The sequence below is a fragment of the Streptacidiphilus fuscans genome, assembly GCF_015690355.1.
Lineage (GTDB): Bacteria > Actinomycetota > Actinomycetes > Streptomycetales > Streptomycetaceae > Streptacidiphilus > Streptacidiphilus fuscans.
On the sequence record NZ_JADPRT010000011.1, the window covers coordinates 74,982 to 98,940 of the forward strand.

The 23,959-nt window shown below is 72.3% G+C and carries 21 protein-coding genes; 14 read left to right on the plus strand and 7 right to left on the minus strand.

All coding sequences use genetic code 11. The annotated features are described in order from the left end of the window. From sufC to I2501_RS24830, 6 genes are all read left to right on the plus strand, one after another. Window positions 1-765 (plus strand): Fe-S cluster assembly ATPase SufC, encoded by a 765-nt coding sequence (gene sufC, locus I2501_RS24805; RefSeq protein WP_196196414.1) that lies wholly within the window; start codon window positions 1-3, stop codon window positions 763-765. Continuing rightward, on the plus strand, window positions 762-2,018 hold the full coding sequence (locus tag I2501_RS24810; RefSeq protein ID WP_328806598.1) for a cysteine desulfurase: 1,257 nt from the start codon (window positions 762-764) through the stop codon (window positions 2,016-2,018). Before sufC ends, I2501_RS24810 begins: the two co-directional genes overlap by 4 nt. A gap of 38 nt (window positions 2,019-2,056) precedes the next feature. After that, complete coding sequence (sufU, locus tag I2501_RS24815; RefSeq protein ID WP_196196415.1) at window positions 2,057-2,512, plus strand: Fe-S cluster assembly sulfur transfer protein SufU; 456 nt, start codon at window positions 2,057-2,059, stop codon at window positions 2,510-2,512. Window positions 2,513-2,628: 116 nt separating this feature from the next. Continuing rightward, entirely contained in the window at window positions 2,629-2,916 is a 288-nt protein-coding gene (locus I2501_RS24820) for a metal-sulfur cluster assembly factor (RefSeq protein WP_196196587.1), read from the plus strand. A 97-nt stretch (window positions 2,917-3,013) separates the two neighbouring features. Further along, on the plus strand, window positions 3,014-4,105 hold the full coding sequence (locus tag I2501_RS24825) for a hypothetical protein (RefSeq protein WP_196196416.1): 1,092 nt from the start codon (window positions 3,014-3,016) through the stop codon (window positions 4,103-4,105). 541 nt (window positions 4,106-4,646) lie between these two features. Further along, complete coding sequence (locus tag I2501_RS24830; RefSeq protein WP_196196417.1) at window positions 4,647-5,009, plus strand: hypothetical protein; 363 nt, start codon at window positions 4,647-4,649, stop codon at window positions 5,007-5,009. On the opposite strand, the gene I2501_RS24835 is transcribed toward I2501_RS24830, so the two are convergent. Next, on the minus strand, window positions 4,936-6,234 hold the full coding sequence (locus I2501_RS24835; protein WP_196196418.1) for an MFS transporter: 1,299 nt from the start codon (window positions 6,232-6,234) through the stop codon (window positions 4,936-4,938). The two genes, I2501_RS24830 and I2501_RS24835, sit on opposite strands and share 74 nt — an antisense overlap. A 296-nt stretch (window positions 6,235-6,530) precedes the next feature. Here I2501_RS24835 and I2501_RS24840 point away from each other — a divergent pair, with 296 nt between their 5' ends. Further along, window positions 6,531-8,252: a hypothetical protein gene (locus I2501_RS24840; RefSeq protein WP_196196419.1), complete on the plus strand. Its 1,722-nt coding sequence runs from the start codon at window positions 6,531-6,533 to the stop codon at window positions 8,250-8,252. A 164-nt stretch (window positions 8,253-8,416) separates the two neighbouring features. Here the strand turns inward: I2501_RS24840 and I2501_RS24845 are convergent, their stop codons facing one another. Next, the gene (locus tag I2501_RS24845) at window positions 8,417-9,964 is read right to left on the minus strand and encodes an APC family permease (protein WP_196196420.1); all 1,548 of its coding nucleotides are present in this window, start codon (window positions 9,962-9,964) and stop codon (window positions 8,417-8,419) included. A gap of 110 nt (window positions 9,965-10,074) precedes the next feature. Between I2501_RS24845 and I2501_RS24850 the strand changes: the two genes are divergently transcribed. Continuing rightward, on the plus strand, window positions 10,075-10,719 hold the full coding sequence (locus tag I2501_RS24850) for a TetR/AcrR family transcriptional regulator (RefSeq protein WP_196196421.1): 645 nt from the start codon (window positions 10,075-10,077) through the stop codon (window positions 10,717-10,719). 16 nt (window positions 10,720-10,735) lie between these two features. Here I2501_RS24850 and I2501_RS24855 read toward each other — a convergent pair whose 3' ends face one another. Further along, complete coding sequence (locus tag I2501_RS24855; RefSeq protein WP_196196422.1) at window positions 10,736-11,773, minus strand: COG1361 family protein; 1,038 nt, start codon at window positions 11,771-11,773, stop codon at window positions 10,736-10,738. 170 nt (window positions 11,774-11,943) lie between these two features. Between I2501_RS24855 and I2501_RS24860 the strand changes: the two genes are divergently transcribed. After that, on the plus strand, window positions 11,944-13,155 hold the full coding sequence (locus tag I2501_RS24860; RefSeq protein ID WP_196196423.1) for a hypothetical protein: 1,212 nt from the start codon (window positions 11,944-11,946) through the stop codon (window positions 13,153-13,155). A 42-nt stretch (window positions 13,156-13,197) separates the two neighbouring features. Here the strand turns inward: I2501_RS24860 and I2501_RS24865 are convergent, their stop codons facing one another. Then, window positions 13,198-14,976: a PucR family transcriptional regulator gene (locus tag I2501_RS24865; RefSeq protein WP_236047148.1), complete on the minus strand. Its 1,779-nt coding sequence runs from the start codon at window positions 14,974-14,976 to the stop codon at window positions 13,198-13,200. 205 nt (window positions 14,977-15,181) lie between these two features. Here I2501_RS24865 and pruA point away from each other — a divergent pair, with 205 nt between their 5' ends. From pruA to lgt, 4 genes are all read left to right on the plus strand, one after another. Continuing rightward, window positions 15,182-16,810, plus strand: coding sequence for an L-glutamate gamma-semialdehyde dehydrogenase (gene pruA, locus I2501_RS24870; RefSeq protein ID WP_196196589.1), 1,629 nt, complete (start codon window positions 15,182-15,184; stop codon window positions 16,808-16,810). Between the two features lie 227 nt (window positions 16,811-17,037). Next, window positions 17,038-17,967 carry a proline dehydrogenase family protein gene (locus tag I2501_RS24875; protein WP_196196424.1) on the plus strand — a complete coding sequence of 310 codons (930 nt, stop codon included), beginning with the start codon at window positions 17,038-17,040 and terminating at the stop codon, window positions 17,965-17,967. Between the two features lie 157 nt (window positions 17,968-18,124). After that, window positions 18,125-18,352, plus strand: coding sequence for a hypothetical protein (locus I2501_RS24880; protein ID WP_196196425.1), 228 nt, complete (start codon window positions 18,125-18,127; stop codon window positions 18,350-18,352). Window positions 18,353-18,409: 57 nt separating this feature from the next. Continuing rightward, a complete protein-coding gene (gene lgt / locus I2501_RS24885; protein WP_196196426.1) occupies window positions 18,410-19,279 on the plus strand; it encodes a prolipoprotein diacylglyceryl transferase in 870 nt (289 codons plus the stop codon). On the opposite strand, the gene I2501_RS24890 is transcribed toward lgt, so the two are convergent. The 3 genes from I2501_RS24890 to I2501_RS24900 form a co-directional block, all read right to left on the minus strand. Continuing rightward, on the minus strand, window positions 19,273-19,923 hold the full coding sequence (locus I2501_RS24890) for a LysE family transporter (protein WP_196196427.1): 651 nt from the start codon (window positions 19,921-19,923) through the stop codon (window positions 19,273-19,275). The genes lgt and I2501_RS24890 overlap by 7 nt on opposite strands. Before the next feature lie 203 nt (window positions 19,924-20,126). Continuing rightward, the gene (locus I2501_RS24895; protein WP_196196428.1) at window positions 20,127-20,315 is read right to left on the minus strand and encodes a hypothetical protein; all 189 of its coding nucleotides are present in this window, start codon (window positions 20,313-20,315) and stop codon (window positions 20,127-20,129) included. A gap of 65 nt (window positions 20,316-20,380) precedes the next feature. Continuing rightward, on the minus strand, window positions 20,381-21,052 hold the full coding sequence (locus I2501_RS24900) for a hypothetical protein (RefSeq protein WP_236047150.1): 672 nt from the start codon (window positions 21,050-21,052) through the stop codon (window positions 20,381-20,383). A 344-nt stretch (window positions 21,053-21,396) separates the two neighbouring features. On the opposite strand from I2501_RS24900, the gene pepN reads away from it, so the two are divergent. Beyond that, window positions 21,397-23,958, plus strand: a complete 2,562-nt coding sequence (pepN, locus tag I2501_RS24905; protein ID WP_328806600.1) for an aminopeptidase N — start codon at window positions 21,397-21,399, stop codon at window positions 23,956-23,958. The last annotated feature ends 1 nt before the right edge of the window (window position 23,959 follow it).

The window sequence follows — 23,959 nt, forward strand, 5'->3', positions numbered from 1 at the left end:
ATGGCAACGCTTGAAATCCGCGACCTGCACGTCTCCGTCGACGCCGAGAACGGCCCGCGCGAGATCCTCAAGGGCGTCGACCTCGTCGTGAAGCAGGGCGAGACCCACGCGATCATGGGCCCGAACGGCTCCGGCAAGTCGACCCTGGCCTACTCGCTGGCCGGCCACCCGAAGTACACCATCACCTCCGGCACGGTGCTGCTGGACGGCGAGGACGTGCTGGCGATGACCGTCGACGAGCGCGCCCGCGCCGGCGTCTTCCTCGCCATGCAGTACCCGGTCGAGGTCCCCGGCGTCTCCGTCTCCAACTTCCTGCGCACCTCCGCCACCGCGATCCGCGGCGAGGCCCCCAAGCTCCGCACCTGGGTCAAGGAGGTCAAGGAGGCCATGGCCGACCTCCAGATGGACCCGGCGTTCGCCGAGCGCAACGTCAACGAGGGCTTCTCCGGCGGCGAGAAGAAGCGCCACGAGATCCTCCAGATGGAGCTGCTCAAGCCGCGGATCGCGATCCTCGACGAGACCGACTCCGGTCTGGACGTCGACGCGCTGCGCATCGTCTCCGAGGGCGTCAACCGCGTCCGCGAGACCGGTGAGGTCGGCACCCTGCTGATCACCCACTACACGCGCATCCTGCGCTACATCAAGCCCGACTTCGTCCACGTCTTCGCCGGCGGCAAGATCGTCACCTCCGGTGGCCCCGAGCTGGCCGACGAGCTGGAGGAGAACGGCTACGAGCAGTACGTGAAGGGCGGTGCAGCCGAGTGATCTCTACCTCTCGCACGCTGGACGTGGACGCGATCCGCAAGGACTTCCCGGTCCTCGGCCGGATCCTGCCGAACGGCAAGCCCCTGGTCTACCTGGACAACGCGGCCACCTCGCAGAAGCCCAGGCAGGTCCTCGACGCGCTGACGGACTACTACGAGCTGCACAACTCCAATGTCCACCGCGGCGTGCACACGCTCGCCGAGGAGGCCACGGCGCTGTACGAGGGCGCGCGTGACGCCGTCGCGTCCTTCATCAACGCGCCCAGCCGCGACGAGGTCGTGTTCACCAAGAACGCGAGCGAGTCGCTCAACCTGGTCGCCAACATGCTCGGTTGGGCCGACGAGCCGTACAAGGTCGACGCCGACTCCGAGATCGTCATCACGGAGATGGAGCACCACTCCAACATTGTGCCGTGGCAGCTGCTGGCGCAGCGCACCGGCGCGAAGCTGAAGTGGTTCGGCCTGACCGACGACGGCCGCCTGGACCTGTCCAACATCGACGAGATCATCACCGAGAAGACCAAGGTCGTCTCGTTCGTGCTGGTCTCCAACATCCTGGGCACGGTCAACCCGGTCGAGGAGATCGTCCGCCGGGCGCAGGCCGTCGGCGCGCTGGTCGTCATCGACGCCTCGCAGGCCGCCCCGCACATGCCGCTGGACGTGCAGGCGCTCGAGGCCGACTTCGTCGCCTTCACCGGCCACAAGATGCTGGCGCCCACGGGCATCGGCGTCCTGTGGGGCCGTCAGGAGCTGCTGGAGGACCTCCCGCCGTTCCTGGGCGGCGGCGAGATGATCGAGACCGTCTCCATGCAGTCCTCGACCTACGCCCCCGCGCCGCACAAGTTCGAGGCGGGTACCCCGCCGATCGCGCAGGCGGTCGGTCTGGGCGCGGCCATCGAGTACCTCAACGGCATCGGCATGGACGCGATCGCCGCCCATGAGCACACGATCACCGAGTACGCGGTGAACCGCCTGCAGGAGGTTCCCGACCTGCGGATCATCGGGCCGGCGACGGCCGAGGGCCGCAGCGGCGCGATCTCCTTCACCCTGGGCGACATCCACCCGCACGACGTGGGCCAGGTGCTGGACGAGCAGGGCATCGCCGTGCGCGTCGGCCACCACTGCGCGCGTCCGGTCTGCCTCCGTTACGGAATTCCGGCGACCACGCGGGCGTCGTTCTATCTGTACTCCACCGAGGCGGAGGTGGACGCCCTGATCGACGGGCTGCACCACGTCCGCGCCTTCTTCGGTTAGTCGGATAGATCGGATAGTCGGAAAGGGAGCGGCGGTCGATGAAGCTCGACTCGATGTACCAGGACATCATCCTGGACCACTACAAGCACCCGCACGGCCGTGGCCTGCGCGACGGTGACGCCGAGGTGCACCACGTCAACCCGACCTGCGGCGACGAGATCACGCTGCGCGTCAAGCTCGACGGCACTGTGCTCAAGGACGTCTCCTACGAGGGCCAGGGCTGTTCGATCAGCCAGGCCAGCGCGTCGGTGCTGAACGACCTGCTGGTCGGCAAGGAACTGGGCGAGGCCCAGAAGATCCAGGAGGCCTTCCTGGAGCTGATGCAGTCCAAGGGCCAGCTGGAGGGCGACGAGGAGGTGCTGGAGGACGCGATCGCGTTCTCGGGCGTCTCCAAGTACCCGGCGCGCGTCAAGTGCGCCCTGCTGAGCTGGATGGCCTGGAAGGACGCCACGGCGCAGGCCCTGGCCGACGCGCCCGTCAAGGAGAGCGCATGAGCGAGACCACCGAGACCACCGCGACCAGCGAGGTCACGCCGGAGACGGCTGCGGAGACCGCGGCCGCGACCGAGTTCGAGAGCGTCAGCAAGGGCTCCGTCGCCGTCGAGGACCTCATGGAGGCCCTGATGGACGTCGTCGACCCGGAGCTGGGCATCGACGTCGTCAACCTGGGCCTGATCTACGGCGTCCACGTCGACGAGGCCGACGTGGCCACCATCGACATGACGCTCACCTCGGCGGCCTGCCCGCTGACCGACGTCATCGAGGACCAGGCCCGTACGGCCACCGACGGTCTGGTCCAGGACCTGCGGATCAACTGGGTCTGGATGCCGCCGTGGGGCCCGGACAAGATCACCGACGACGGCCGGGACCAGTTGCGCGCCCTGGGCTTCAACGTCTGACCCGGACTGGCTCAGTCTGACCCGGGTGCACGTGCACTGCCCAGGGGCGCGGGACTCTGTCCCGCGCCCCTGGCGCGTTTGCAACACAATGTGACCTATGAGAGCTCTCTCCGTCGCGTTGGGCGTGCTGCTGCTGATCATGGTCGTCAGCAGCGTGCTCCGGACGCTCGTGGTCCCGAGAGGGCTGTACTCAGCCCTCGTCTTCCGGCTGACCCGCAGCTTCCGGTACCTGCTGCGGCTCTCCGCCGCACCCCTCGGCACGTTCCGGGCCATGGACCGCGCGCAGGCGTGGCTCGCGCCGCTGGTGCTGCTGGGCATGCTCACCGCATGGCTCGGCGGGATGCTCCTCGCGTACTCGTGCCTGCTGTACGGGCTGTCCAACCTGGACTTCGGCACCGCCGTCCGGGAGGCCGGGTCGAGCCTGTTCACGCTGGGCTTCGCCAGCGGCAGCCGACTCAAGCTCTCCGGCCTGGACTTCCTCGCCGCAGCCAGCGGTCCGCTGGTGATCGCGCTGCAGATCGCGTACCTGCCCACCCTCTACAGCGCGTACAACCGTCGCGAGACGGAGGTGACGCTGCTGGAGTCCCGCGCCGGAGAACCCGCGTGGGGACCGGAACTGTTGGCCCGTCAGTGGCTTGTCGACACCCAGACCGCGCTGCCCGCGCTCTACCGCGACTGGGAGCGCCTGGCGGCGGACATCGGCGAGAGCCACTCCAACTACCCGCTACTGCTCTCGTTCCGCTCGCCGCGCCCGCAGCGCAGCTGGATCGTCAGCCTGCTCGCGGTGCTGGACGCCGCGGCGATCCAGCTCTCCATCTCCCCGAAGTCCGCGCCGCCGGAGGCCCGGCTGGTCCTGCGCGCGGGCTTCTCCTCGCTCCGCGACATCGCCCGCACCATGCGGATCGCCTTCGACCCCGACCCGGAGCCGAACACGCCGATCCGGCTGAGCTTCGCGGAGTTCGACGCGGCGGTGGCGATGATCGCCGCGACCGGCTTCGCGAAGGAGAGGCCGGTGGAGGAGGCGTGGGAGCATTTTCGCGGCTGGCGCGTCAACTACGAGGCCATCGCGTATGAGCTCTGCCGCTGGGCGGACGCGGTCCCCGCGCTCTGGACCGGCCCCCGCGACTTCCCCGCCACGCCGATTCCCCCGCGCCGGCCTCAGGACCGGCAGCCGGCGGGGAAGGTGTGACCTTTTTGCAGCACATTTTGCAGAGTGGGACGTTGCAGCAGGCTGGGGGCGCAGCTTTCTGCAGGCGAGGTGCCATGCACCTCAGGGGCGCGGGGAACTGCGCGAGTAACCACCCGCGTGCGGATGGCCCTGCGCGTTCGGGGCTCCACCTGCGTGGGTGGCTTGTCGCGCAGTTCCCCGCGCCCCTATGGGGTTGCAACTACCCGCGGGAGCGAAAGCACCGGCTGGTCGCGCCCACGCGGCGGAGCCGCATATCGGCAGAGCCCCGCGCCCCTATGGGGTTGCAACTACCTGCGGGAGCACGGCTCGGCTTGTCGCGCCCACGCGGCGGAGCCGCAGATCAGCAGAGCCCCGCGCCCCTACGGCGTTGCAACGTCCCGTTCGTGGGTAGGGGCAGCCGTAGGAGGCTGCCATGCAGTTCGCGCTCGGTCGGGGGCATCGGCCGCCGCCGCGTGCGCTGACATCGTCGGTGGGCTCGGGCGCGCGGGGGAGGGGGCCTGCTCGCCGCCAGGGGAGGAATGGGAGTGAGCCGGCGACCGCGTTGAGCGACCTGCCCGCGCGGCGGCTCCTCGCCGCCATCTTCGGGCCGGTCTATCTGCTCGCCGCAGGCTTCTTCGCCTTCCTCGCCGTCAATGCCAAGCCCGGCGATGTCAGCGGTCGGAACACCTTCCTCGGCTTCGCCGCGACCTGTGGCCTGCTCGCGCTCATCGCCTTCGTAGACCTGCTGGTGATCCGAGCCCGGATCGCCGCCGAACGGCGGGCCGGGCTCGGATGGCGGCATGACCGCCCGTGGGTGATGCGCGGTGAGCTGGTCGAGCCGGACGACCCGGCTAGTGACGCGACCGCGCCGACGCCACCGCCAGGCCCACGCAGGCAGTTGCTGCGACGGCGGCGAACACCGTGACCGCAGGCAGGATCCCGTACGCGCGGGCCAGGAAGCCCACCGCGACGATCGGCAGCGAGCTGCCCAGGTAGACGACCACCCACAGCGCGCTCAGCTCGGACGCGCGGCGCTCCGGCTCCATCGCCGCGACCGCGCGGGCGAACAGGGCGCGGAAGGCCAGCCCCTGCGACGCGCCGCCCAGGACGCTGCCCAGGAAGAGCAGCGCGGGCAGGTGTGCGTACCCGGCCAGCACGACCAGGCCGAGGCCGAGCGCCAGGCCGGACATGCCCAGTACCGGCACGGACCGCGAGCGGGTCGGCCGCGCGAGCAACTGGGCGGCCGCCGACGAGCCGAGCAGCAGTGCCGCTACCCCCGCGCCCGCGATCGGTGCGTGCGTGTGCAGCAGCGAGGCCGCGTAGCTGGGCGCGAGGCTGAGGTAGACCCCGAAGACCGCGTAGGAGACGAACCCGGTGCCCGCCGCCAGCAGGAAGATCCCGCGACCCTGCTGCGGCAGGCTGAGCGCGCGTGGACGCAGGCTCAGGCGACCCGGCACGCGCAAAGGTGCGGTGTGGTGTCCGGGCGTGCGTGGGTGCAGTACGGCCAGCGGGATGCAGAGTGCCAGCAGCGCGACCGCGTGCAGGGTGAACGGCGTGACGATCGGGTCCGCGCCCTGGGCCAGCGCCGCGCCGAGCAGCGGGCCGAGGGCGACGCCGCCCGCCGACGCGGCCAGCGTCAGCTTGGCGGCGAGAGTGGGCCGGTCCGGCAGCAGGTCCGCGAGGGCGGCACCGGCCGCGCTCGTCGCCAGGCCGACGGCGATGCCCTGGACGGCGCGCCCGGCGGCCAGCTGGCCGAGGCTGTTCGCGCTGGCGAAGACCGCGTCGCCGCACGCCGCCATGACGACGGCCGGGAGCACCAGCGCCCGGCGTCCCAGCTGGTCCGACCAGTGGCCGACGGCGGCCAGCACCGGGACCAGGGCGAAGACGTAGACGGTGAAGAGGAGGGTGGTGTCCACCGGGTTCAGACCGAGTCGGGTCTGCAGCGCGGGATAGAGGGGAGTCGCGAGGTTGGCTCCGATGAGCAGGAGCAGCAGGACCGCGACGGTCAGGCCCACCCGGACGCCGCGCAGCGCGTTCCAACGGCTCAGCGTCGGGGTGCGCAGGCGCTCGCGGGGAGCGAGTTCGAGCGGGAGCAGGGCCTCACGAAGGCGTGTCGAGGCATGCGTCGAGGCAGGGGAGAGTTCCGCCATGGCAGGGGTCTCCTGGCGTCTGGGCTCCGGGCCGGCCGACTGGGTGTGCCGGGATGGTCCGGGTGGAGCAGGCGTGCAAGGGAGTGCGGAGCCTCGGCGCGGGGTGTGCGCATCAGCCCAGCGGAGGATACGGCCTGGTTGCCTGTCAAGGGAAACGGCAACAGGGGCCTACCAGGGACTACTCTCGGCTCAGGAGTGCTTGTGCCGTGGCTCACACGGGTCCTTTTGGCCGGGCGGTCCAGCTGGAGCACATCGGGTTCCCGGCGGTCCGGGGCGAGCGAGAGACAGGTCGGATCATGGCAGCGCGCAGTCGTAAGGACGGCTCCGGCGACGAGGGCCGGGCCCTCCCCGCGGACCTCGACCTGGAGACCCTCTACGGTGCCACCGGCGGTCCCGGCACCGTCGGCGAGGTGGACGCCGAGGACGCGGAGGAAGAGGAGCTGATCCTGGTCCCGCCGGTCCGGCTCGCGGCTCCGGAGGCGCTCGCCGAGGCCGCGCTGGCCTCGCCGCTCCTGGCCCAGGCGATCGGCCTGGCCCGCTGGGTCGGCGAGGGCAAGCCCGTCGACGAGTGGGGCGAGCTCTCCGAGGAGCAGGCGGCGGCGGCCGTGAAGGCGCTGGAGCTGGAGTCCGAGGACGTCGGCGAGGTCGAGCGCGCGTGGGCGCTGGCGGTCGACCTGGAGCTGGTCGTGCTGGAGTCCGCGGCCGACGGCAACCCCGAGAAGGCCGACACCCCCGAGCGCGGCGTCGCCGGTCCGCAGCTGGAGCGGCTGGCGTCCGGGGACGTCGAGGCGATCCTGGACGACTGGCTGACCTCCGCGTCGATCATCGCCGCCACCGCGGTGGAGGCGGCGCTGGACGACGTCGAGGCCGCGCGGGACGCGGAGGAGGACGAGGACGACGAGGACTCCGCGGCCGGGGAAGGCTCGGCGGAGGTCGCGGCCGAGGCCGAGGCGGCCGACGGATCCGAGGAATCCGAGGGATCCGACGAGGAGGAGGACGAGTCCGAGGAGGAGTACTCGCGGCTGGAGGAGGCCCGCGACGAGGCGCAAGGACTGCTCGACGACGCGCTCCAAGTCCTCTACGAGACCCGCGCCCTCGCCCCGACCCGCACCGAGCAGACGCTGCCGCTCGGAGTCCTCGCCGCCCTGCTCGTCGTCCCCGAGGGCGAGGACCCGACCGAGGAACTGCTCGGCGAGATCACCGACACCATGGTCATCCTCGACCCGATGCTCCAGGACTTGGCCGACCTCGGCATGCTCGACTACCGCCCGATCGACCCCGCGCTCTTCGAGGAGGAGGACGAGTCGGCCTTCGGCGAGAGCGGCGAGCTGGAGCTGGACGACGCGGACGTCGACCGTTTCGGCCACGTCCGCCTGACCGACCTCGGCGTATTCGGCGTCCGCCAGTGGCTGCTGGAGGACGGCATCGACGCGCCGCTGATCGGCGAGCACGCGCAGGGCGACGCGGAGGCGCTGCTGCGCGGCATCTGCGAGTCCCCGAACGTGCTGCCGGAGGAGGAGATCCTGGAGTGGATCGCCGGTAAGGAGCCGCTCCCGGCCGCGACCGAGCTGCTGGCCGCCGCGCGGGGCGACGACCTGGTCGCGCCGGTCCGCCGCCTGTACTGCCAGGTGGCGCTCCGTCACCTCGGCACGCCCGCGGAGCCCGCGGCGCGGGATGCCCTCACCGATCCCGAGCTCGCGGGCATCGCGGGCGCGTGGCTCACCGAACGCGGCGTCACCGACTTCCCCACCCCGGGGCGGGACGTGGTCCTGTGGACCACGGTCGACGCGCTGGCCGCCCAGCTGATCGACACCGGCGGCGAGGAGGAGCCCATGCTCGAACTGATCCGCATGCTGCCCGGCCCGGACGGTTCGGAGCGCTTCTTCGAGGAGATGTGGCGGGTCGACCACACCTACACTCGCGCCGTGCTGGAGGCGGTCGGCGCGCTCCACCCCGACAAGTCGGTGGCCAAGCAGGCCCGCAAGGCCGCTTTCAAGGCGAAGTCCGCGGGGCGCTGACCGGGCCGTTGGGTAGAGCTGGTGCTGCCGCATGTAGTTGCACTACTTAGGGGCGCGGGGAACTGCGCGACAAGCCACCCTGTGTGGTGAGTCGCTGAACGAGCAGGGCCATCCCGGCAGGGTGGTTGCTCGCGCAGTTCCTCGCGCCCCTGAGGTGATTGCAACTACAGCACTGCGGGCGCCAGTTCGTCGCCGATGGGTTGGTCCTCGTCGGCCGCGCGCATGCGAAGGTGCGGTTTGCGGACCGCGAGGTACGCGAGGCCCGCCGCGCAGACCACGCCCACGCCGAGCAGCGCGGCCCACACCTGGTACCAGGGCGCGCCGACAGGCGCGAGAATCGCGCGGGGCCAGCAGATGTTGACGACCTCGAAGCCCGTCCACAGCACGGCCAGTGCGTTCAACGGCGTCCCCAGACGCCCGTAGCGGACCACGCCCGACGGCGCCCACGTGCGGCGCACGCGCGCGACCAGCGCGACCACCGTCAGCAGGAAGAACGGCACGAACGTGGCAGCGCTGCCGAAGGTGATCAGGCTGCCCATGGCCGACGTGCTCAGGCCCAGCGGCAGCGCCGCGCAGCTGATCACGGTGGCGGCGACCAGGCCGCCGATCGGGGCCTTGTGGCGGTTGACCCTGCGGACGTGCTTGGCGAACGGGAAGACGTCGTCGCGGGCGAGTGAGTAGAGACCGCGGGCCGCGCCGCCCTGGGAGGCCATCAGGCAGGCGGTGAAGCTGACCAGCACCACCAGCACGAACGGCTTGTCCGCCCAGCCGCCGAAGGCGTGGGTCACGGCCGTGGTGACCGGGTCCAAGTCCTTGCCCGCGACGACCTCGGCCGGGTCCGGGTGGGCGAGCTCGACCGAGATCGCGTTGAGGATCACCACCAGGCCGACGCTGAGCAGCGACCACCACATCGCCTTCGGCACCTGACGTGCCGCGTCCTTGGTCTCCTCGGCCGTCGAGACGCAGGCGTCGAAGCCGATGAAGGCCCAGCCGGCGACCGCGACCGCAGCGAGGAACCCGTCGAGGTTGCTGACGCCCAGCCCCTTCGGCGCGCCGAGGAAGTTCGTCAGCAGTGAGAACCCGTGCTGCCGGAAGACCAGCAGCAGTGTGAGCCCGACCAGCACGGAGGCGACCGCCTCCGCCGCGATGCCGAGGCTGACGAACCAGCGCAGGAAGTTGATCCCGTAGGCGTTGACCAGCGTGCAGAAGAGCATGAAGCCGACCGAGGCCAGCACCTGCTCGGTCGGTGTCGGCACCGCGCCGAACAGTGCGAAGAGCCAGGGCGAGGCGAGGTAGGCGACGGTGGTGTTGCCGAACATCACCGCAAACTGCCACATCCAGCCGCTGAGCCAGGCGAAGGCGGGGCTCGCCAGGCGTCGGCTCCACTGGTACGCGCCCCCGGCGAGCGGCCACTGCGAGGCAAGTTCGGAGTAGACGCAGACGACCAGGCACTGGCCGAGCAGACAGAGCGGCAGCGCCCAGACCCACGCCGTCCCGGCCACGCTCATGCCGACCTGTGCGGCGGCGTAGAGGCCGACGACGGGGGAGACCACGGCGAAGCCCATCGAGATATTGCCGAGGACGTTCAGGCTGCGTCTCAGCTCCTGCCGGTAGCCGAGGGCCTCCAACCGGTCGCTGTCCTGCTGGACGGGGTCCTGCTCGACGGGGTCGTGCGGGACGAGATCGTCCTGGGAGCGGTCGTCGTTCGCCATGGCGTCGCCTCCTTTTCGGATGAGGAACGTAAAACTAACTTAGTTAGTCACTGCGGTTGATCTGGCACGATAGCCGTCGAATGCCGAGTGCGGAAGAGGGGAACTGCGGCGTGGGCCGACCGAGCAGGGCGCTGCTGACGCGCGAGCGGATCGCCGTGGCCGCGCTGGACGTGGTGGACGAGCTGGGTGCGGACGGCCTGACCATGCGCGCGCTCGCCGAGCGGCTCGGCGTCAAGGCCGCCTCGCTCTACAACCACGTCGAGAGCAAGGAAGCGCTGGTCGACGCGGTCTCACAGCTGGTGAACGAGGAGGTCGACCACTCGCCGCTGGCCGACCCTGACTGGCGGACGGGGCTCGCCGGGTACGCGCGCGGCTACCGCGCCGTCTTCCTGCGGCACCCGAACACCATCGCGCTGCTGGCCCGCCGTCGGGTCGAGGCCGACCGGGCGCTGCGCGGCTACGACGCGTTGCTCGGCGCCCTCGGCCGCGCCGGACTCGCCCCGGCCGACGCGGCCGAGACCGCCGCCGCGCTCGACTACCTGGTGCTCGGCTCCGCGCTGGAGACCTTCACCGCCGGCTTCACCCGCGAGCCGGACGGCTACCGCCCCGAGTACCCCGCGCTGGCTGACGCACTGTCAGGATCCTTCGCTCGCGGCGGTGGTGCGAGCGGGCTGGACGAGCGCGGCTTCGAGCTCGCGCTGCGGCTGCTGCTGGACGGCATCGAGGGTCGGGCGACCAGGCAGGCGCCTGCCTGATCGGAAGTGGCTCGCGTCAGTGCGTCACCGTGACGTCGAACTCCCCGCCCCGGAACGGGGCCGGGTCGAACGGGTCGGTGGCGTCGACCCGCCCGCCGGTGAGCGTGGTGCCAGGGACGGCGTCGGCGTCGACCGTGAGCGGGAGCTGTTCGAGCTCGTTGCGCCAGGTCAGCGGTGCGCCCGGGTAACGGCACCTGAGCCGGGTGCCGGCCGGGTGGTCCGGGGTGGCAGGGTCCGGTGCGCAGCGGTAGGCGTAGGGCTGTGCCCAGCGGGTGCGCTCGGGAGCGGTGAAGGTGAAGACGGCCGGGCCGGTGTACTCGTTCGACGGCCCGGTGTTGCCGAGGACCGCCTGGACCGGGACGGTCTGCCCTGGTCGCGCCGACAGCGGCAGCACGGCGGCGGTCAGATGCACGACCGGAGCGCCCGTCTCCACGTCGTAGGCGGCCGTCGCTTGGTCGTCGGGGCCGTCTCCGGTCACGGTGACCGAGCAGTGCTCGGTGGTGTCGGGCGGGATGGACGGGCCCAGGCCGATGGTCACCTCGGCGGACGCGGTCGCGCCGGGCGGGAGGTCGGCGGGGAGCGAGAGGGCCAGGTCCGTCGTCGTGGTCCGGGGGTGGAGGTCCGGGTCCGCGCTGAGGCGGTTGGGTGCGAAGTTGTGCACGACCACCTGCGTCGGGCCGGTCGTCGGCGCGGTGCCGAGATTGGTGACGTGGACGCCGAGCACCTGCGTCGTTCCCGGCGTGACGGGACGGTCCGGCCAGTCGAGGATCAGCGCCAGCGCGCCGCCGTTGCCGACCTGGGGCGGCGCGGTGCAGTGCTCGGGGGAGGCGCCGAGCGCCGGGTCGTGGACGTCGCCGAGGCGCGTTGCCCGCCCCGGGGAGGGTTCGGCGTGCGCGGTTGCGGGCAGGCTGACCAGTCCGGGCAGCGCGGCGGCGAGGAGCAGGACCGTCGAGCGGCGAGGCGAGTTGCAGCGAAGCGGAGACGAGCCGGAGCGCGACCAGAAGCGGACCTCGCCGAGAAGGCGGGGTGCGGCGGATCGACCTGTGCGGTGCACGGGGTGAGCATGCGTCATACCACCACGCTGACGCGCGTCGGGCGTCGGTGTGGCGCGGACGTGCTCGTGCCGTTCGTGCGTCAGTCGTACGGCGTACGGGTAATCCAGAGCATGGTGCGCGCGAGGACCGTCACTCCGTAGGGTGGAACGCGACGTGAAGGGGAGGCGCGGTGAAGTTCGGCGGCGGCAGCTTCGGCAGATTCGACAGCCCTGACGACTTGTGGCGCGATGCGGCGCAAGCCGACCTCAACACCCTTTCCTCCTGTCCCTTCCCGCTCTACGCGCCCACGGCGCCGCTGCTGCCGTCGCCCGCGCTGACGGAGTGGCAGATCACCAACGGTGCACTGGTCAAGGTCGTGCTCAGTCACGGCGAGCCGATGACCGCCGACGGCCCGTGGCTCCAGGTGGCCAACGCGGACGCGGGCGCGGGGACGATGGAGTACGGCCTGGCCGACATCGTCGAGGACGAGCGGGACCGGCTGTTCAGCCATGCGGGCATCGACGAGTCGCCCGGCGCGGCGGGGGACGCGCTCGCGGGGCTTGCCGTCGAGTCGCAGATGCGCCTGCCGGTGGACGGCGTGCCGGTGGAGGCGCTGCTGCGCCGGGAGGGCCCGATCTGGGCGGCGAGGCTGCGCGCGCCCGACGGCCGCGTCGTGCTCACCGTCACCGGGCGCGGTGTCGACCCGGACCGGGTGGCGCTGCGCGTCGTCCACGACCTGGAGCCGTACGCGGTCGGACGCCAGGCGCTGCTCAACGCCCTGCTGGTGCGTCGCCGCAGGCTCGACGAGGGTCGTCGCGCCGGGCAGCCGGGCGGGGCGCCCGCGGCGCGGTCCGCGTCGGAGTCCGAGTCCGTGCAGGGCCCGGCGGACCCGCCGCTGAACCTCGCGGCGCACCGGCAGTTGGTCGACTACTGCGTCGCCCACGCGTTGCGGGTGGAGGCCGCCGTGCGCGAGCACCGCGTGCCGCGGCTCCCGCGCCGCGACGCCGGACGCCACGGGGACCTGTGGGAGGCGGCGGTCCGTCAGCAGATGCGGCTGGCGGGCGAGGACCACGACGAGGCCAACGAGTCGGTGACGGCGCTGGTCAACCACATGGTCTCGCTCTCCGAGGCCGCCGACTGGTTCCCCGACTCGCCGGAGGGCCGCGCAGCGCTGGAGGAGAGCATCCGGTTCACCGCGTTCGAGAGCGAGGTCCGCAGCGCGCCCGCCCAACGCGCGTGGCTCCGCGACTGGCACCGCCTCGACCTGCCCGGCATCGCGGCTACCCCGGGCAGTGCCCGCTCCCCGGAGGAGGCCCGCCTCCTGCACGAACTCCGCGTCCAGTCCCGCGCCGCCTGGCTCGACCTCTGGCGCACCTGGCACGACGCACCACCGCGGCGGTGACGGGTCACCTGGGCGCGGCTTTGCGGTGGGCGCCGATCGTGGTCACAGCCGGAGCTGGAGCATCGCGAGCAGGCGGTCCTCAGGGCGGGTGAGGTCGAGGCCGGTGAGTTGTTCGGCGCGGCGGACGCGGTAGCGGAGGGTGTTGGGGTGGATGTGCAGGGCCGCCGCTGCCGTGCGGACGTCGCCGAAGGCGTCCAGCCAGGCCAGCACGGAGGCGGCCAACTGGCCGCCGTGCTGGGCGTCGTGGGCGAGCAGCGCGGTCAGGCGCGGGTCGCGGACGGCCTGGGCGGCGGCGAGGAGGGCGAGGGTCTCGGCGAGCAGGACCTGGGCCTGGACCTCGGTGATCTCCGCGACATGCGCCTCGACCTGCCCTGACGCCATGGCGTCCAGGACCCGGTCCGCCTCGCGGCGGGACGCGGCGGTGCCGTTGAGCCCGGCCGCGACCGTCCCCACCGCGCCGCGCACGGGCGCGCTCGCCGTCGCCGCCGCGAGGTGCCGGGTGGCCGCCTCGGCGAGTTCGCGGGTCCAGCCGAGGAGTGTCACCGCAGCGATGCCGTGCGGGAGTTCGGGCAGCAGCACGTAGACGCGCTCGTCCGCGGCGGCGACCAGGGCGCTGCGGTGGCGGGCGGCGGCGTGGACCGCCATCAGGCTGAGCGTCTCCTCGCGGTGCAGCTCGTCCGAGCCCGGCAGGGCGAACCCCAGGACGGCGGCGGGTCGTTTGGCGTCCAGGCCGAGATGACCGGCGAGGGACTGGGCAGCCGTGGTGCCCTGGAGGACGCCGGACAGCAGGTTCTGAGTGAGCCTCAGTTCCGAGCTGACGAGCCGCCGCCGCCGCATCAGCTGCAGCGCCGCGACCCGGGCCGCGCCGAGGAGGGCCTGGTCGGCGCGGTCGGCGAGCGGCGTCGCGCCCTCCTGGACCCAGATCGTCCCCAACTGCCGCTCGCCGGAGCGGATCGCCACCACCAGGCGGCGGCGCAGCCCCAACTCCGGGTGCTCGTCGATCGCGACGACCGAGTCGCCCGCGCGCAGGCGCTGGAAGACGCCCCACTCGCGGAGCTTGGCCAGATACGGCTCCGGGCCCTGCCAGCCCAGGATGGTGAGCCGCCGCAGGTCGTCGATCTCGTCGGAGTCGGCGGAGCGCGAGTAGGCGAGGATCCGGTTGGCAGTGTCCTCGATGCTGACGATGCCGCCGGTCAGCACCGCCGTCGTCTGGGCCAGGGCGAAGAGGTCGCCCTCCTCCGCGCCGTTCTCCCCGGCGTTGCCCGGGAGTTGGCGGCCGCTGCCGAGCGCCGCGCGGGCGAGGGCGTCGAGGTGCTCCCAGCGGACCTCGCGGCGGACCGAAAGCAGCGCGATCCCGGCCTGCTCGGCGAAGTCGCGCAGCGTCTCGCGCTGCGCGGAGGAGTCGATGCGCACCGCGACCGCAGCCGCGCCGGCGCGCGCCGCCGCCCGTAGCGCCGGGATCGCGGCGCGTCCGCGCACGCCGATGGCCAGCACCAGCTCGCCGGGACGCGCGGTCGGCGGGTCCTCCGGGTCGAGCAGAGCGACGTCGACCGCCTCGACGTCCAGCCCCGCCGGGGCGCACTGGAGCTCGACCACCGGCTCGCCCAGCGACATCAGCAGCTGGCGCAGTGAGAGGCCGCCGGGGCGGACCAGCGGCAGGTCAGGCGGCAGGTCGGAGGGGAGTTCCGACGGCAGGTCGGACGGCAGGTCGGACTGGGGGTCGGACGGGAGGTCCCCAGGGGGGCCGTCGGGTGTCGGCGGCTCGGCCGGGACCGGCTCCTCGGGGCCTTCGGCGGTGTTGTCCGATCGGACATGCTCCATGGTCAGATCTTATGCGCCCGGACAAAGAGGAGCGCTTTCGCACAGGCTTAGCGTGTGACTCGACGGACCGTGCCGACGTGCGAACCACGCCCGGTCGGTCGACGATCCCCCTGGGTCGTCCGGCGATCTGCCGGCTGGTCCAGGAGCACTGATCCGCCCGAACGTCCCGTCCGTTCCGGACGTCTCAACGAGGAGAACGCGCGTGTTGGACGCTGTGACCCAGATTCCCGCGCCGGTCAACGAGCCGGTGCACGGCTACGCCCCGGGCAGCCCGGAGCGGGCCCGGCTGGAGGCCGAGCTGAAGCGGCTGGGCTCGCAGGCCCCGGTCGAGCTGACGATGACCGTCGGCGGCGAGCGCCGCCTGGGCGGTGGCGAGCCGATCGACGTGGTGCAGCCGCACCGGCACGCCGCCGTGCTCGGCACCATGCGCAACGCCACCGCGCAGGACGCGCGGGACGCGGTCGAGGCCGCGCTGGCCGCCGGTCCCGCCTGGCGTGCGCTCTCCTTCGACGACCGCGCCGCCGTCTTCCTGCGCGCCGCCGACCTGCTGTCCGGCCCGTGGCGCGAGACGCTGGCCGCCGCGACCATGCTCGGCCAGTCCAAGACCGCGCAGCAGGCCGAGATCGACACCCCGTGCGAGCTGGTCGACTTCTGGCGTTTCAACGTCCACTTCGCCCGCCAGATCCTGGCCGAGCAGCCGATCTCCTCGCCCGGCGTGTGGAACCGCACCGACCACCGTCCGCTCGAGGGCTTCGTCTACGCGATCACGCCGTTCAACTTCACCGCGATCGCCGGCAACCTGCCCACCGCGCCCGCGCTGATGGGCAACACCGTGGTCTGGAAGCCGTCTCCCACGCAGCAGTTCGCCGCGCACCTGCTGATGCAGCTGCTGGAGGAGGCGGGCCTGCCCAAGGGCGTCATCAACATGGTCACCGGCGACGGCCTGGCCGTCTCCGAGGTCGTGCTGCCGCACCCGGACCTGGCGGGCATCCACTTCACCGGCTCCACCGCGACGTTCCAGCACCTGTGGAAGTCGGTGGGCGAGAACATCGCCTCCTACCGCACCTACCCGCGCCTGGTCGGCGAGACCGGCGGCAAGGACTTCCTGGTCGCCCACCCGTCCGCCGACGCGGCGTCCCTGGTCACCGCGCTGGTGCGCGGAGCGTTCGAGTTCCAGGGCCAGAAGTGCTCCGCCCTGTCGCGCGCCTACGTTCCGGCGTCGCTGTGGGCACGGATCAAGGACGAGGTCAAGGCCCAGACCGAGTCGCTGACCATGGGTGACGTCTCGGACCTGTCCAACTTCATGGGCGCGGTCATCGACGCCCGCGCGTTCGCCAAGAACAGCGCCGCGCTGGAGCGCGCCGCCGCCGACCCGAACGTGGAGATCCTCGCGGGCGGCAGCTGCGACGACTCGGTGGGCTACTTCGTCCGCCCGACCGTCCTGGTCGGCTCCGACCCGGCCGCGGAGTACTTCCGCGACGAGTACTTCGGCCCGATCCTGGCCGTCCACGTCTACGAGGACGCCGACTGGGACGCCACGCTCACCCAGCTCGACGCCGCCTCGCCGTACGGCCTGACCGGCGCCGTCTTCGCCACCGACCGCACCGCGATCGCCGAGGCCATGGACAAGCTGCGCTTCGCGGCCGGCAACTTCTACATCAACGACAAGCCCACCGGCGCCGTCGTCGGCCAGCAGCCCTTCGGCGGCGGCCGTGCCTCGGGCACCAACGACAAGGCGGGTGCGGCGCAGAACCTGCTCCGCTGGACCTCGGCCCGCTCGGTCAAGGAGAGCTTCGTCCCGCCGACCGACTACCGCTACCCGCACATGGGCTGACGGATCGTCGACCGGCACGTCGTGACGGTCGTCGGCCGGGCTCGCCCTGCCCGCTGAACGACGGCTGTCGCATCCCGTCGGTCCACCCGCCTGCTACGGCCGGTCGGACCGACGGAGGCGGCGTCCCCTCCCAACTCCCCCCGGGGGAGGGGCCGCCGCCGGTATCCCTGTCTTTCCCACGCTTGTCCCCCCACGCTTCCGCTTCTCCCGCACCCCCAGGAGTTGACATGCTCCGTACCACGCTGCTTGCGGCCTCCCGCTCTCCGCGCTCCCGCAAGCTCATCGAGCAGCTCCCGCCCACCCGCGCCATCGTCAAGCGCTTCGTCGCCGGTGACACCCTGGACGAGGGCGTCTCCGTCACCGACACGCTCGTCGGCACCGGCCGCCGGATCACCCTCGACCACCTGGGCGAGGACACCACCGACGCCGCCCAGGCCGCCGGAACCGCCGAGGCATACGAGAAGCTGCTCGCGGCCCTCGCCGAGACCGGTCTGGCGGACCGCGCCGAGGTCTCCGTCAAGCTCTCCGCCGTCGGGCAGTTCCTGCCCAAGGACGGCGAGCAGGTCGCCCTGGAGAACGCCCGCCGCATCTGCGCCGCTGCCGCGGCCGTCGGCACCACGGTCACCCTGGACATGGAGGACCACACCACCACCGACTCCACCCTGGGCATCGCCCGCGAACTGCGCGCGGACTACCCGTGGTTGGGCGTCGTGCTGCAGGCCTACCTGCACCGCACCGAGGCGGACTGCGCCGAGTTCAGCGGTCCCGGCAGCCGCGTCCGCCTGTGCAAGGGCGCGTACCAGGAGCCCGCGTCGGTCGCGTTCCAGAAGAAGAGCGACGTCGACCTGGCCTATGTCCGCTGCCTCAAGATCCTGATGGCGGGCGAGGGTTACCCGATGGTGGCCTCCCACGACCCGCGGCTGATCCGCGTCGCGGGCCAGCTGGCCGCGCAGAACGGCCGGTCGGCGGACTCCTTCGAGTACCAGATGCTGTACGGCATCCGCCCGGAGGAGCAGGAGCGGCTCATCGCCGAGGGCAACACCATGCGGGTCTACCTGCCCTACGGCAACCAGTGGTACGGCTACTTCATGCGCCGCCTCGCGGAGCGCCCGGCCAACCTGGTGTTCTTCCTGCGCGCGCTGGCGACGAAGAGCTGACGGACCGTCGGACGCGAGGCACCGTCGGACTCGACTGGGAGGCGGACCCGCCGGGGCAGCGGCGGGTCCACCGGCCTGCCCCTCACCGTCACCGTCGTCCTCACCTGAACGCAGCACCCGGGACGTGACCGTCCCGTCGGCGGCTCGTTGTTCCGACGTGAGCGTGAAGAAGATCGTCACCGCTGCCGTCCTCGCCACCGCTGCCCTCGCGTCCGCCGCGCCCGCCAGCGCTGCCGACAGGGGCCACGTCGGGCCGTTCGATCCGCCGCATCCCTGGGACTTCTCCAGCGCGGTCTCGTGCTTCCAGCAGATCGCCGCCGTACCCGTCCTCGGCCGCTGGAACGACGACCACGCCCCCGCCCCCGCCCCTCACTGCGGCGGCTGAGCGTCCCAGGTGCGGGGCCGGTCGGGGTTCGGCAGGGGCCGCGGTTACCCTCGCAGCATGCAGCTAGCCGCCATCCCGTCCCCGTCGGTGAACGGTTTCCACCTGGGGCCGCTTTACATCCACTTCTACGCGCTGATGTACATCGTGGGCATCAGCCTCGCCGTGCTTCTCGGCCGGCGGAGGTGGAGCGCGGTGGGCGGCGACCCGGCGCTGGTCGACGAGATCGCCATCTGGTGTGTGCCCGCCGGGATCATCGGCGGCCGGATCTACTTCGACCTCACCACGCCCAAGTACATCCCGCCGCACTGGTGGGGGCCGCTGGCCGTCTGGGACGGCGGGCTGGGCATCTGGGGCGGGGTCGCGTTGGCCACGGTCGTCGGCATCTGGCGGCTGCGCAAAGCCGGGGCCGACGTGCTGGCGATGATGGACGCGCTGGCGCCGTGCCTGCTGGTCGCCCAGGCGATCGGCCGCGTCGGCAACTACTTCAACCAGGAGCTCTTCGGCGGCCCGACCAGCTTGCCCTGGGGGCTGGAGATCGCGCCCGCCTACCGCCCGCCGGGCTACCTCCAGGACCCGACGTTCCACCCCACGTTCCTCTACGAGCTCGTCTGGGACCTGCTGCTCGCGTGGCTGCTGATCCGTCTCGGCAAGAGCGGCAAGGTGCGGCCCGGCAGCCTGATGGCGCTCTACGTCGTGGGCTACTCGGCCTTCCGCATCTTCGAGGAGTCGCTGCGCGTCGACCCCTCCGAGCACTTCCTCGGCCTGCGCCTGAACTTCTTCGTCGCCTCGGCGTTGACGCTGTTCGGCCTGGTCTGGTTCGTCGTCCTGCAGCGGCGGAGCCCCCGACCGGAAGCAGTAGCGGAAGCGGAAGCGGACCCGGAGGCAACAGACACCTCGGAGGCACCTGAGCCGCCGGAGTCTCAGTGAGGCTGCAGCAGTAGGCGGACGGCGAGACCGAGGATCACGGCGCTGGAGACCAGGGACGTGCAGAGCCGCCCGTAAGGGCCGGTCAGCGCGCGGCCCAGCAGGGCACCGCCGCCCGCGAGCAGGAGTTGCCAACTCGCGGACGCCGCGAAGGCGGCCGTGACGAATACGGCCTCGTCCCAGCGTCCGGACGCTGCACCGCCCTGCCGGGCGAGCACGAGGGCGGCGAAGTAGATCACCGTGATCGGGTTCATCAGCGTGATGCCGAGGAGCCCGAGGTACGCCTGCGTCGGGCTGAGCGGGGCGCGGTCCTCCGCCTCCGCCCGCTGCCGCGCGCGGTACCGGGCGACGGCGCGGGTCGCGCCGATCAGTGCGAGCGCGACGAGCACCGTGGCCGAGGCCCAGTGCAAGGGGACGGTGATCGAGGTGAGGGCGGGCGCCAGAGCCGAGCCCCCGAGTACGGAGATCAGCGCGTAGAGGCCGTCGGCGGTCGCGACGCCGAGAGCGGCGCACGACCCGATCCGCAGCGTCGTCCGGGCGGTGAGCGCCACGAGGTATGTTCCGACCGCTCCCACCGGCATGGCGATGCCGTAGCCGGCGAGAAGTCCGGCGACGAGAGCCGCGCCACCGGCGCTGCCCGCGCTCATGCGGGGTGCGGAATCGAGCCTCCCGGGCGGCGCGCGGACTGCTGTCGGCCGTGCTCCGCCGTGGCGGAGGAGGGCAGCGACGGCAGTGGCAGCGCGAGGGCGGGAGTCGTGGTCATGGGCTGATGGTCGGGGCGTTCCAGGCCGCCCCGCAAGCCGTTTTCCGTTTCAGGAGGCAGCCTTTCAGGAGGCAGCCACGCCGCGGTTCAGGCGGCGGTGGCTATCTCCAGGGGCTGGTTCGCGGCGGTGCGGGCGGCGAGGTACTCGTCGACGAGGCGGGTGTAGAGATCCCGCTCCGACGCCGTGAGACGACGGCCGCGGGCCCGCGCGAGAAGCGCGCGGATGCGGTTGTTCGCGAGATCGGCTCGCGAAAGCGGGGTGATCACGTTCTGCATACCTCGAATCTATCGTCGACCACTGACAATCGGCGCGGGATTTCGGCTCGCGGACGGTCGTGCGATCACCCCGGACCGGCGGAGGAGTCGCCGGTGAGCAAGGGTGGCTGACGCTCGTTCAGTTGACGGCGGCACTCGGCGGCCAGGTGTGGATACGCCGTGCCGATCGCCTCGTACACGCGTCGGCGCAGCAGGCACTCGGCGTCGGCGCGGCCCGCGCTGCCGTGCAGGCCGTCGAGCACGGCGTCGTAGTCGGTCAGCGCGTGCCGCAGGTAGTTGACCTGCCACCGGCGCAGCGCGCCCGGCTCGGCGGCGTCGGGTCGGGCCGGGGCCGCGGCGTGGTCCCCGTACCGGCAGGCGCGCTGCGCGTCCCGGTGGTTGCGGTGCGCGACGGCCCTGCGGGTGAGGCAGTCCGGCGAGAGCCGGGGGACGCGGATGTCCAGCCCCTCCACCTCGGCGAGCACGGCGCGGCGTCGACGCTGGGCCGCCGCACGGGAGTTGGCGGCGCGCTGGGCGGCAGCGGTGGCCAAGGCGGCGAACGCGTCCGTCGCCTCCGCGGCGGCGACGCGGGAGACGGCGTAGAGCCGGGACGGCGACGCGCCCCTGAAGTGCGGATTGCGCACCGTCTTGTCGGGCGAGCCGAGCAGCTTGGCGACCATGCTGGGCGTCCAGCCACGGTGTCGCAGTCCTGCGAGGGAGAGGTAGCGGTGGGCGGGAGTGGTGGCGTCGGGGTTCATGCCGCCTCCAGGGGGACCGGGGTTGAACAGCCGTATGTGGTGTGTACGGACGGTCTAGCGCCCAGCACTGACAGCCTTCGGCGAGTTGCACTATCAGGGGCGGGGGGGGGGGCCGGGGGGGGGGGGGGGCCCGGGGGGGGGGGGGGGGGGCCGCCCCCCCCCCCCCCGCCCCTGAAAGTGCAACTAACTGCGGTAGCGTCGGTGACCCGTCGGGCTCCGGAGGCAGGTGCAACCCCTCCCAGTGGGGACAAGCGGCGCGCATCGGCGCAGCTCACGCCCCCTGCCGCGCCGGAGGCGCGGATGGGTTCTTCGCGCGGAAGAGCTGAGCGCCTAGCATGATCCCCATGTCTGCTGCCCTCACGCGCGCCGAAGCCGAGGTACGGCGGCGTCTGCTCGACGTCCGCTGTGTCTCCGTCGAGCTGGATCTGACGGTCGGGGAGGACGTGTTCCGGTCCGTCACCGTGATCAACTTCAGCTGCCGGACCCCGGGCGCCGCGACGTTTGTGGACGTCAAACCCGCGCTCCTGCGGCGCGTCCTGCTCAACGGGCGGGAGCTGGATCCGGGCGCGCTGGACGGCGGGCGGTTCCCGCTCACGGACCTCGCGGACGACAACGAGCTGCTGGTCGACGCGGACATGGCCTTCTCCCGTACCGGCGAGGGCATGCACCGGTTCGTGGACCCGGCCGACGGCGAGGTCTACGTCTACACCCAGTCGTTCCTGGACGACGGCCCGCGCGTCTTCGCGGCCTTCGACCAGCCGGACCTGAAGGCTCCGTACCAGGTCAGCGTCACCGCGCCGTCCTCGTGGACCGTCGTCGCCAACGCCTCCGGCACCCGCGAGGAGCTGGCGGAGGGCCACGCCACCCGGACCAGCTTCGCGCCCACCGCCGCGATCAGCAGCTACCTGGTCGCCGTCGTCGCCGGGCCGCTGCACTCCGTGCTCTCCGAGCACGACGGCATCCCGCTCGGCCTGCACTGCCGCCGTTCGCTCGCGCCCTACCTCGACGCGGACGCCGAGGAGTTGCTGACCGTCACCCGGCAGTGCTTCGACGCCTACCACGGGCTGTTCCGGCAGCGGTATCCGTTCGGCGGCTACGACCAGTGCTTCGTACCGGAGTTCAACGTCGGGGCGATGGAGAACCCCGGCTGTGTGACGCTGCGCGACACCTTCCTCTTCCGGTCCGCCGTGCCGGAGACCGAGCGTGAGCACCGCGCGATCGTGGTGGCGCACGAGATGGCCCACATGTGGTTCGGCGACCTGGTCACCATGCGCTGGTGGGACGACCTGTGGCTGAACGAGTCGTTCGCCGAGTACATGGGCTTCCGCGTGGTCGCCGACGCGACCCGGTTCGGCACCGCCGCGTGGACCGGCTTCGCGTCCACCAAGGCCTGGGGTCGGGACGCGGACCAGCGCCCCTCGACGCACCCGGTCGCGCCCGAGTCCGTCTCCGACACCGCCGAGGCGCTGCAGAACTTCGACGGCATCTCCTACGCCAAGGGTGCCGCCGCGCTGCGGCAGTTGGCCGCCTGGCTCGGTGACGAGGCCTTCTTCGCGGGCGTCAACCGCCACTTCGAGGCGCACGCGTTCGGGAACGCCACCCTGGACGACCTGTTGCAGTCGCTCGCCGGGACCAGCGGCCGGGACGTGCACGCCTGGGCCGAGCGGTGGCTGCGGACGACGGGGTTGGACACGCTGCGCCCCGCCGACGGCGTGCTGCAGCAGCGCAGCGCGGACGGGCAGTTGCGTCCGCACCTGATCACCGTGGCCGGCTACGACCGGCTGCCGGACGGCACGCTGATGTTGCGTCAGCGGACGCCGCTGGAGCTGGTGCCCGGCGAGCCGGCGCTGCTGCCCGAGCAGCGCACCGAGCTGCTGGTGCCGGACGACACCGACCTGGCCTTCGCCAAGATCCGCCTGGACGAGAAGTCCTGGGAGACCGTCAGGGAGTCGTTGGGGCATGTCCCCGACGTGCTGGCCCGGGCCGTGCTGTGGAACAGCGCGCGCGACCAGGTCCGCGACGGCGAGCTGCCCGCGAGCGAGTTCGTGGAGCTGGTCGCCGCCCATCTGCCGGGCGAGTCCTCGGTCCACCTGGTGCAGGACGTGCTGGCCTTCGCCGGTGGCGGATGCGCCGACCACTACCTGCCGCCGGAGCGTCGTGCCTGGGCGCTGACGAGGCTGGCCGAGGTCTGCCGTTCGATGCTGCGCCGGACCGAGGGCGACCCGGCCGCGAGCGGGCTGCGGCTGGTGGCCGTGCGCGGGCTGATCGACGCCGCCTCCACCTCGGTCGAGCAGGCGGAGCTGCGCGGCTGGCTGGACGACGGCGCGGTCCCCGGCGGCCCGGAGCTGGACCCGGCGCTGCGCTGGCAGTTGCTGCTGCGGCTCTGCGTGCTGGGCGCGGCGGGCGAGGCGGAGATCGTGGCGGAGGTGGACCGCGACCCGAGCGCCACCAGCGCGGAGGGCGCGGCCCGCTGCCGCGCCGCGCTGCCGGAGAGGGACGGCAAACTGGCGGCCTGGGACGCCGTGTTCGGCGGTGATCTCTCCAACTACCTGCTCCGGGCCACCATCGACGGCATCTGGCAGCCGGAGCAGGCCGAGCTGCTCGACGAACTCGGCCTGCCGGAGCGGTTCTTCGCCGACGCCGCGGCCGTCGCCGAACGCCGTGGCCCGGCCATCGCCCGCGCGCTCACCACGGCGTCCGGGTTCCCCGGCCACGCCGCCTCGCCGGAGGTGCTGGCCGTCGGCGAGCAGTACCTCTCCCGCGACGACCTCGGCGCGGCGCTGCGGCGCGGTCTGTCGGACCGGCTGGACGACATGCGACGCGCCGTCAGGAGCCGTGCGCTGGAGCGCGACGCGGGCGAGCCGGAGGAGATCGCGGTCGACACGGCAGCGAAGGAGGGGGAGTGAC

What these genes read in the sequence shown, in the direction of transcription:
- sufC (WP_196196414.1), top strand. Translation starts at nt 1, where the DNA reads ATGGCAACGCTTGAAATCCGCGACCTGCACGTCTCCGTCGACGCCGAG.
- sufU (WP_196196415.1), top strand. Translation starts at nt 2,057, where the DNA reads ATGAAGCTCGACTCGATGTACCAGGACATCATCCTGGACCACTACAAG.
- I2501_RS24820 (WP_196196587.1), top strand. Translation starts at nt 2,629, where the DNA reads ATGGAGGCCCTGATGGACGTCGTCGACCCGGAGCTGGGCATCGACGTC.
- I2501_RS24825 (WP_196196416.1), top strand. Translation starts at nt 3,014, where the DNA reads ATGAGAGCTCTCTCCGTCGCGTTGGGCGTGCTGCTGCTGATCATGGTC.
- I2501_RS24835 (WP_196196418.1), bottom strand. Translation starts at nt 6,234, where the DNA reads ATGGCGGAACTCTCCCCTGCCTCGACGCATGCCTCGACACGCCTTCGT.
- I2501_RS24840 (WP_196196419.1), top strand. Translation starts at nt 6,531, where the DNA reads ATGGCAGCGCGCAGTCGTAAGGACGGCTCCGGCGACGAGGGCCGGGCC.
- I2501_RS24845 (WP_196196420.1), bottom strand. Translation starts at nt 9,964, where the DNA reads ATGGCGAACGACGACCGCTCCCAGGACGATCTCGTCCCGCACGACCCC.
- I2501_RS24865 (WP_236047148.1), bottom strand. Translation starts at nt 14,976, where the DNA reads ATGGAGCATGTCCGATCGGACAACACCGCCGAAGGCCCCGAGGAGCCG.
- I2501_RS24875 (WP_196196424.1), top strand. Translation starts at nt 17,038, where the DNA reads ATGCTCCGTACCACGCTGCTTGCGGCCTCCCGCTCTCCGCGCTCCCGC.
- lgt (WP_196196426.1), top strand. Translation starts at nt 18,410, where the DNA reads ATGCAGCTAGCCGCCATCCCGTCCCCGTCGGTGAACGGTTTCCACCTG.
- I2501_RS24890 (WP_196196427.1), bottom strand. Translation starts at nt 19,923, where the DNA reads ATGAGCGCGGGCAGCGCCGGTGGCGCGGCTCTCGTCGCCGGACTTCTC.
- I2501_RS24895 (WP_196196428.1), bottom strand. Translation starts at nt 20,315, where the DNA reads ATGCAGAACGTGATCACCCCGCTTTCGCGAGCCGATCTCGCGAACAAC.
- I2501_RS24900 (WP_236047150.1), bottom strand. Translation starts at nt 21,052, where the DNA reads ATGAACCCCGACGCCACCACTCCCGCCCACCGCTACCTCTCCCTCGCA.
- pepN (WP_328806600.1), top strand. Translation starts at nt 21,397, where the DNA reads ATGTCTGCTGCCCTCACGCGCGCCGAAGCCGAGGTACGGCGGCGTCTG.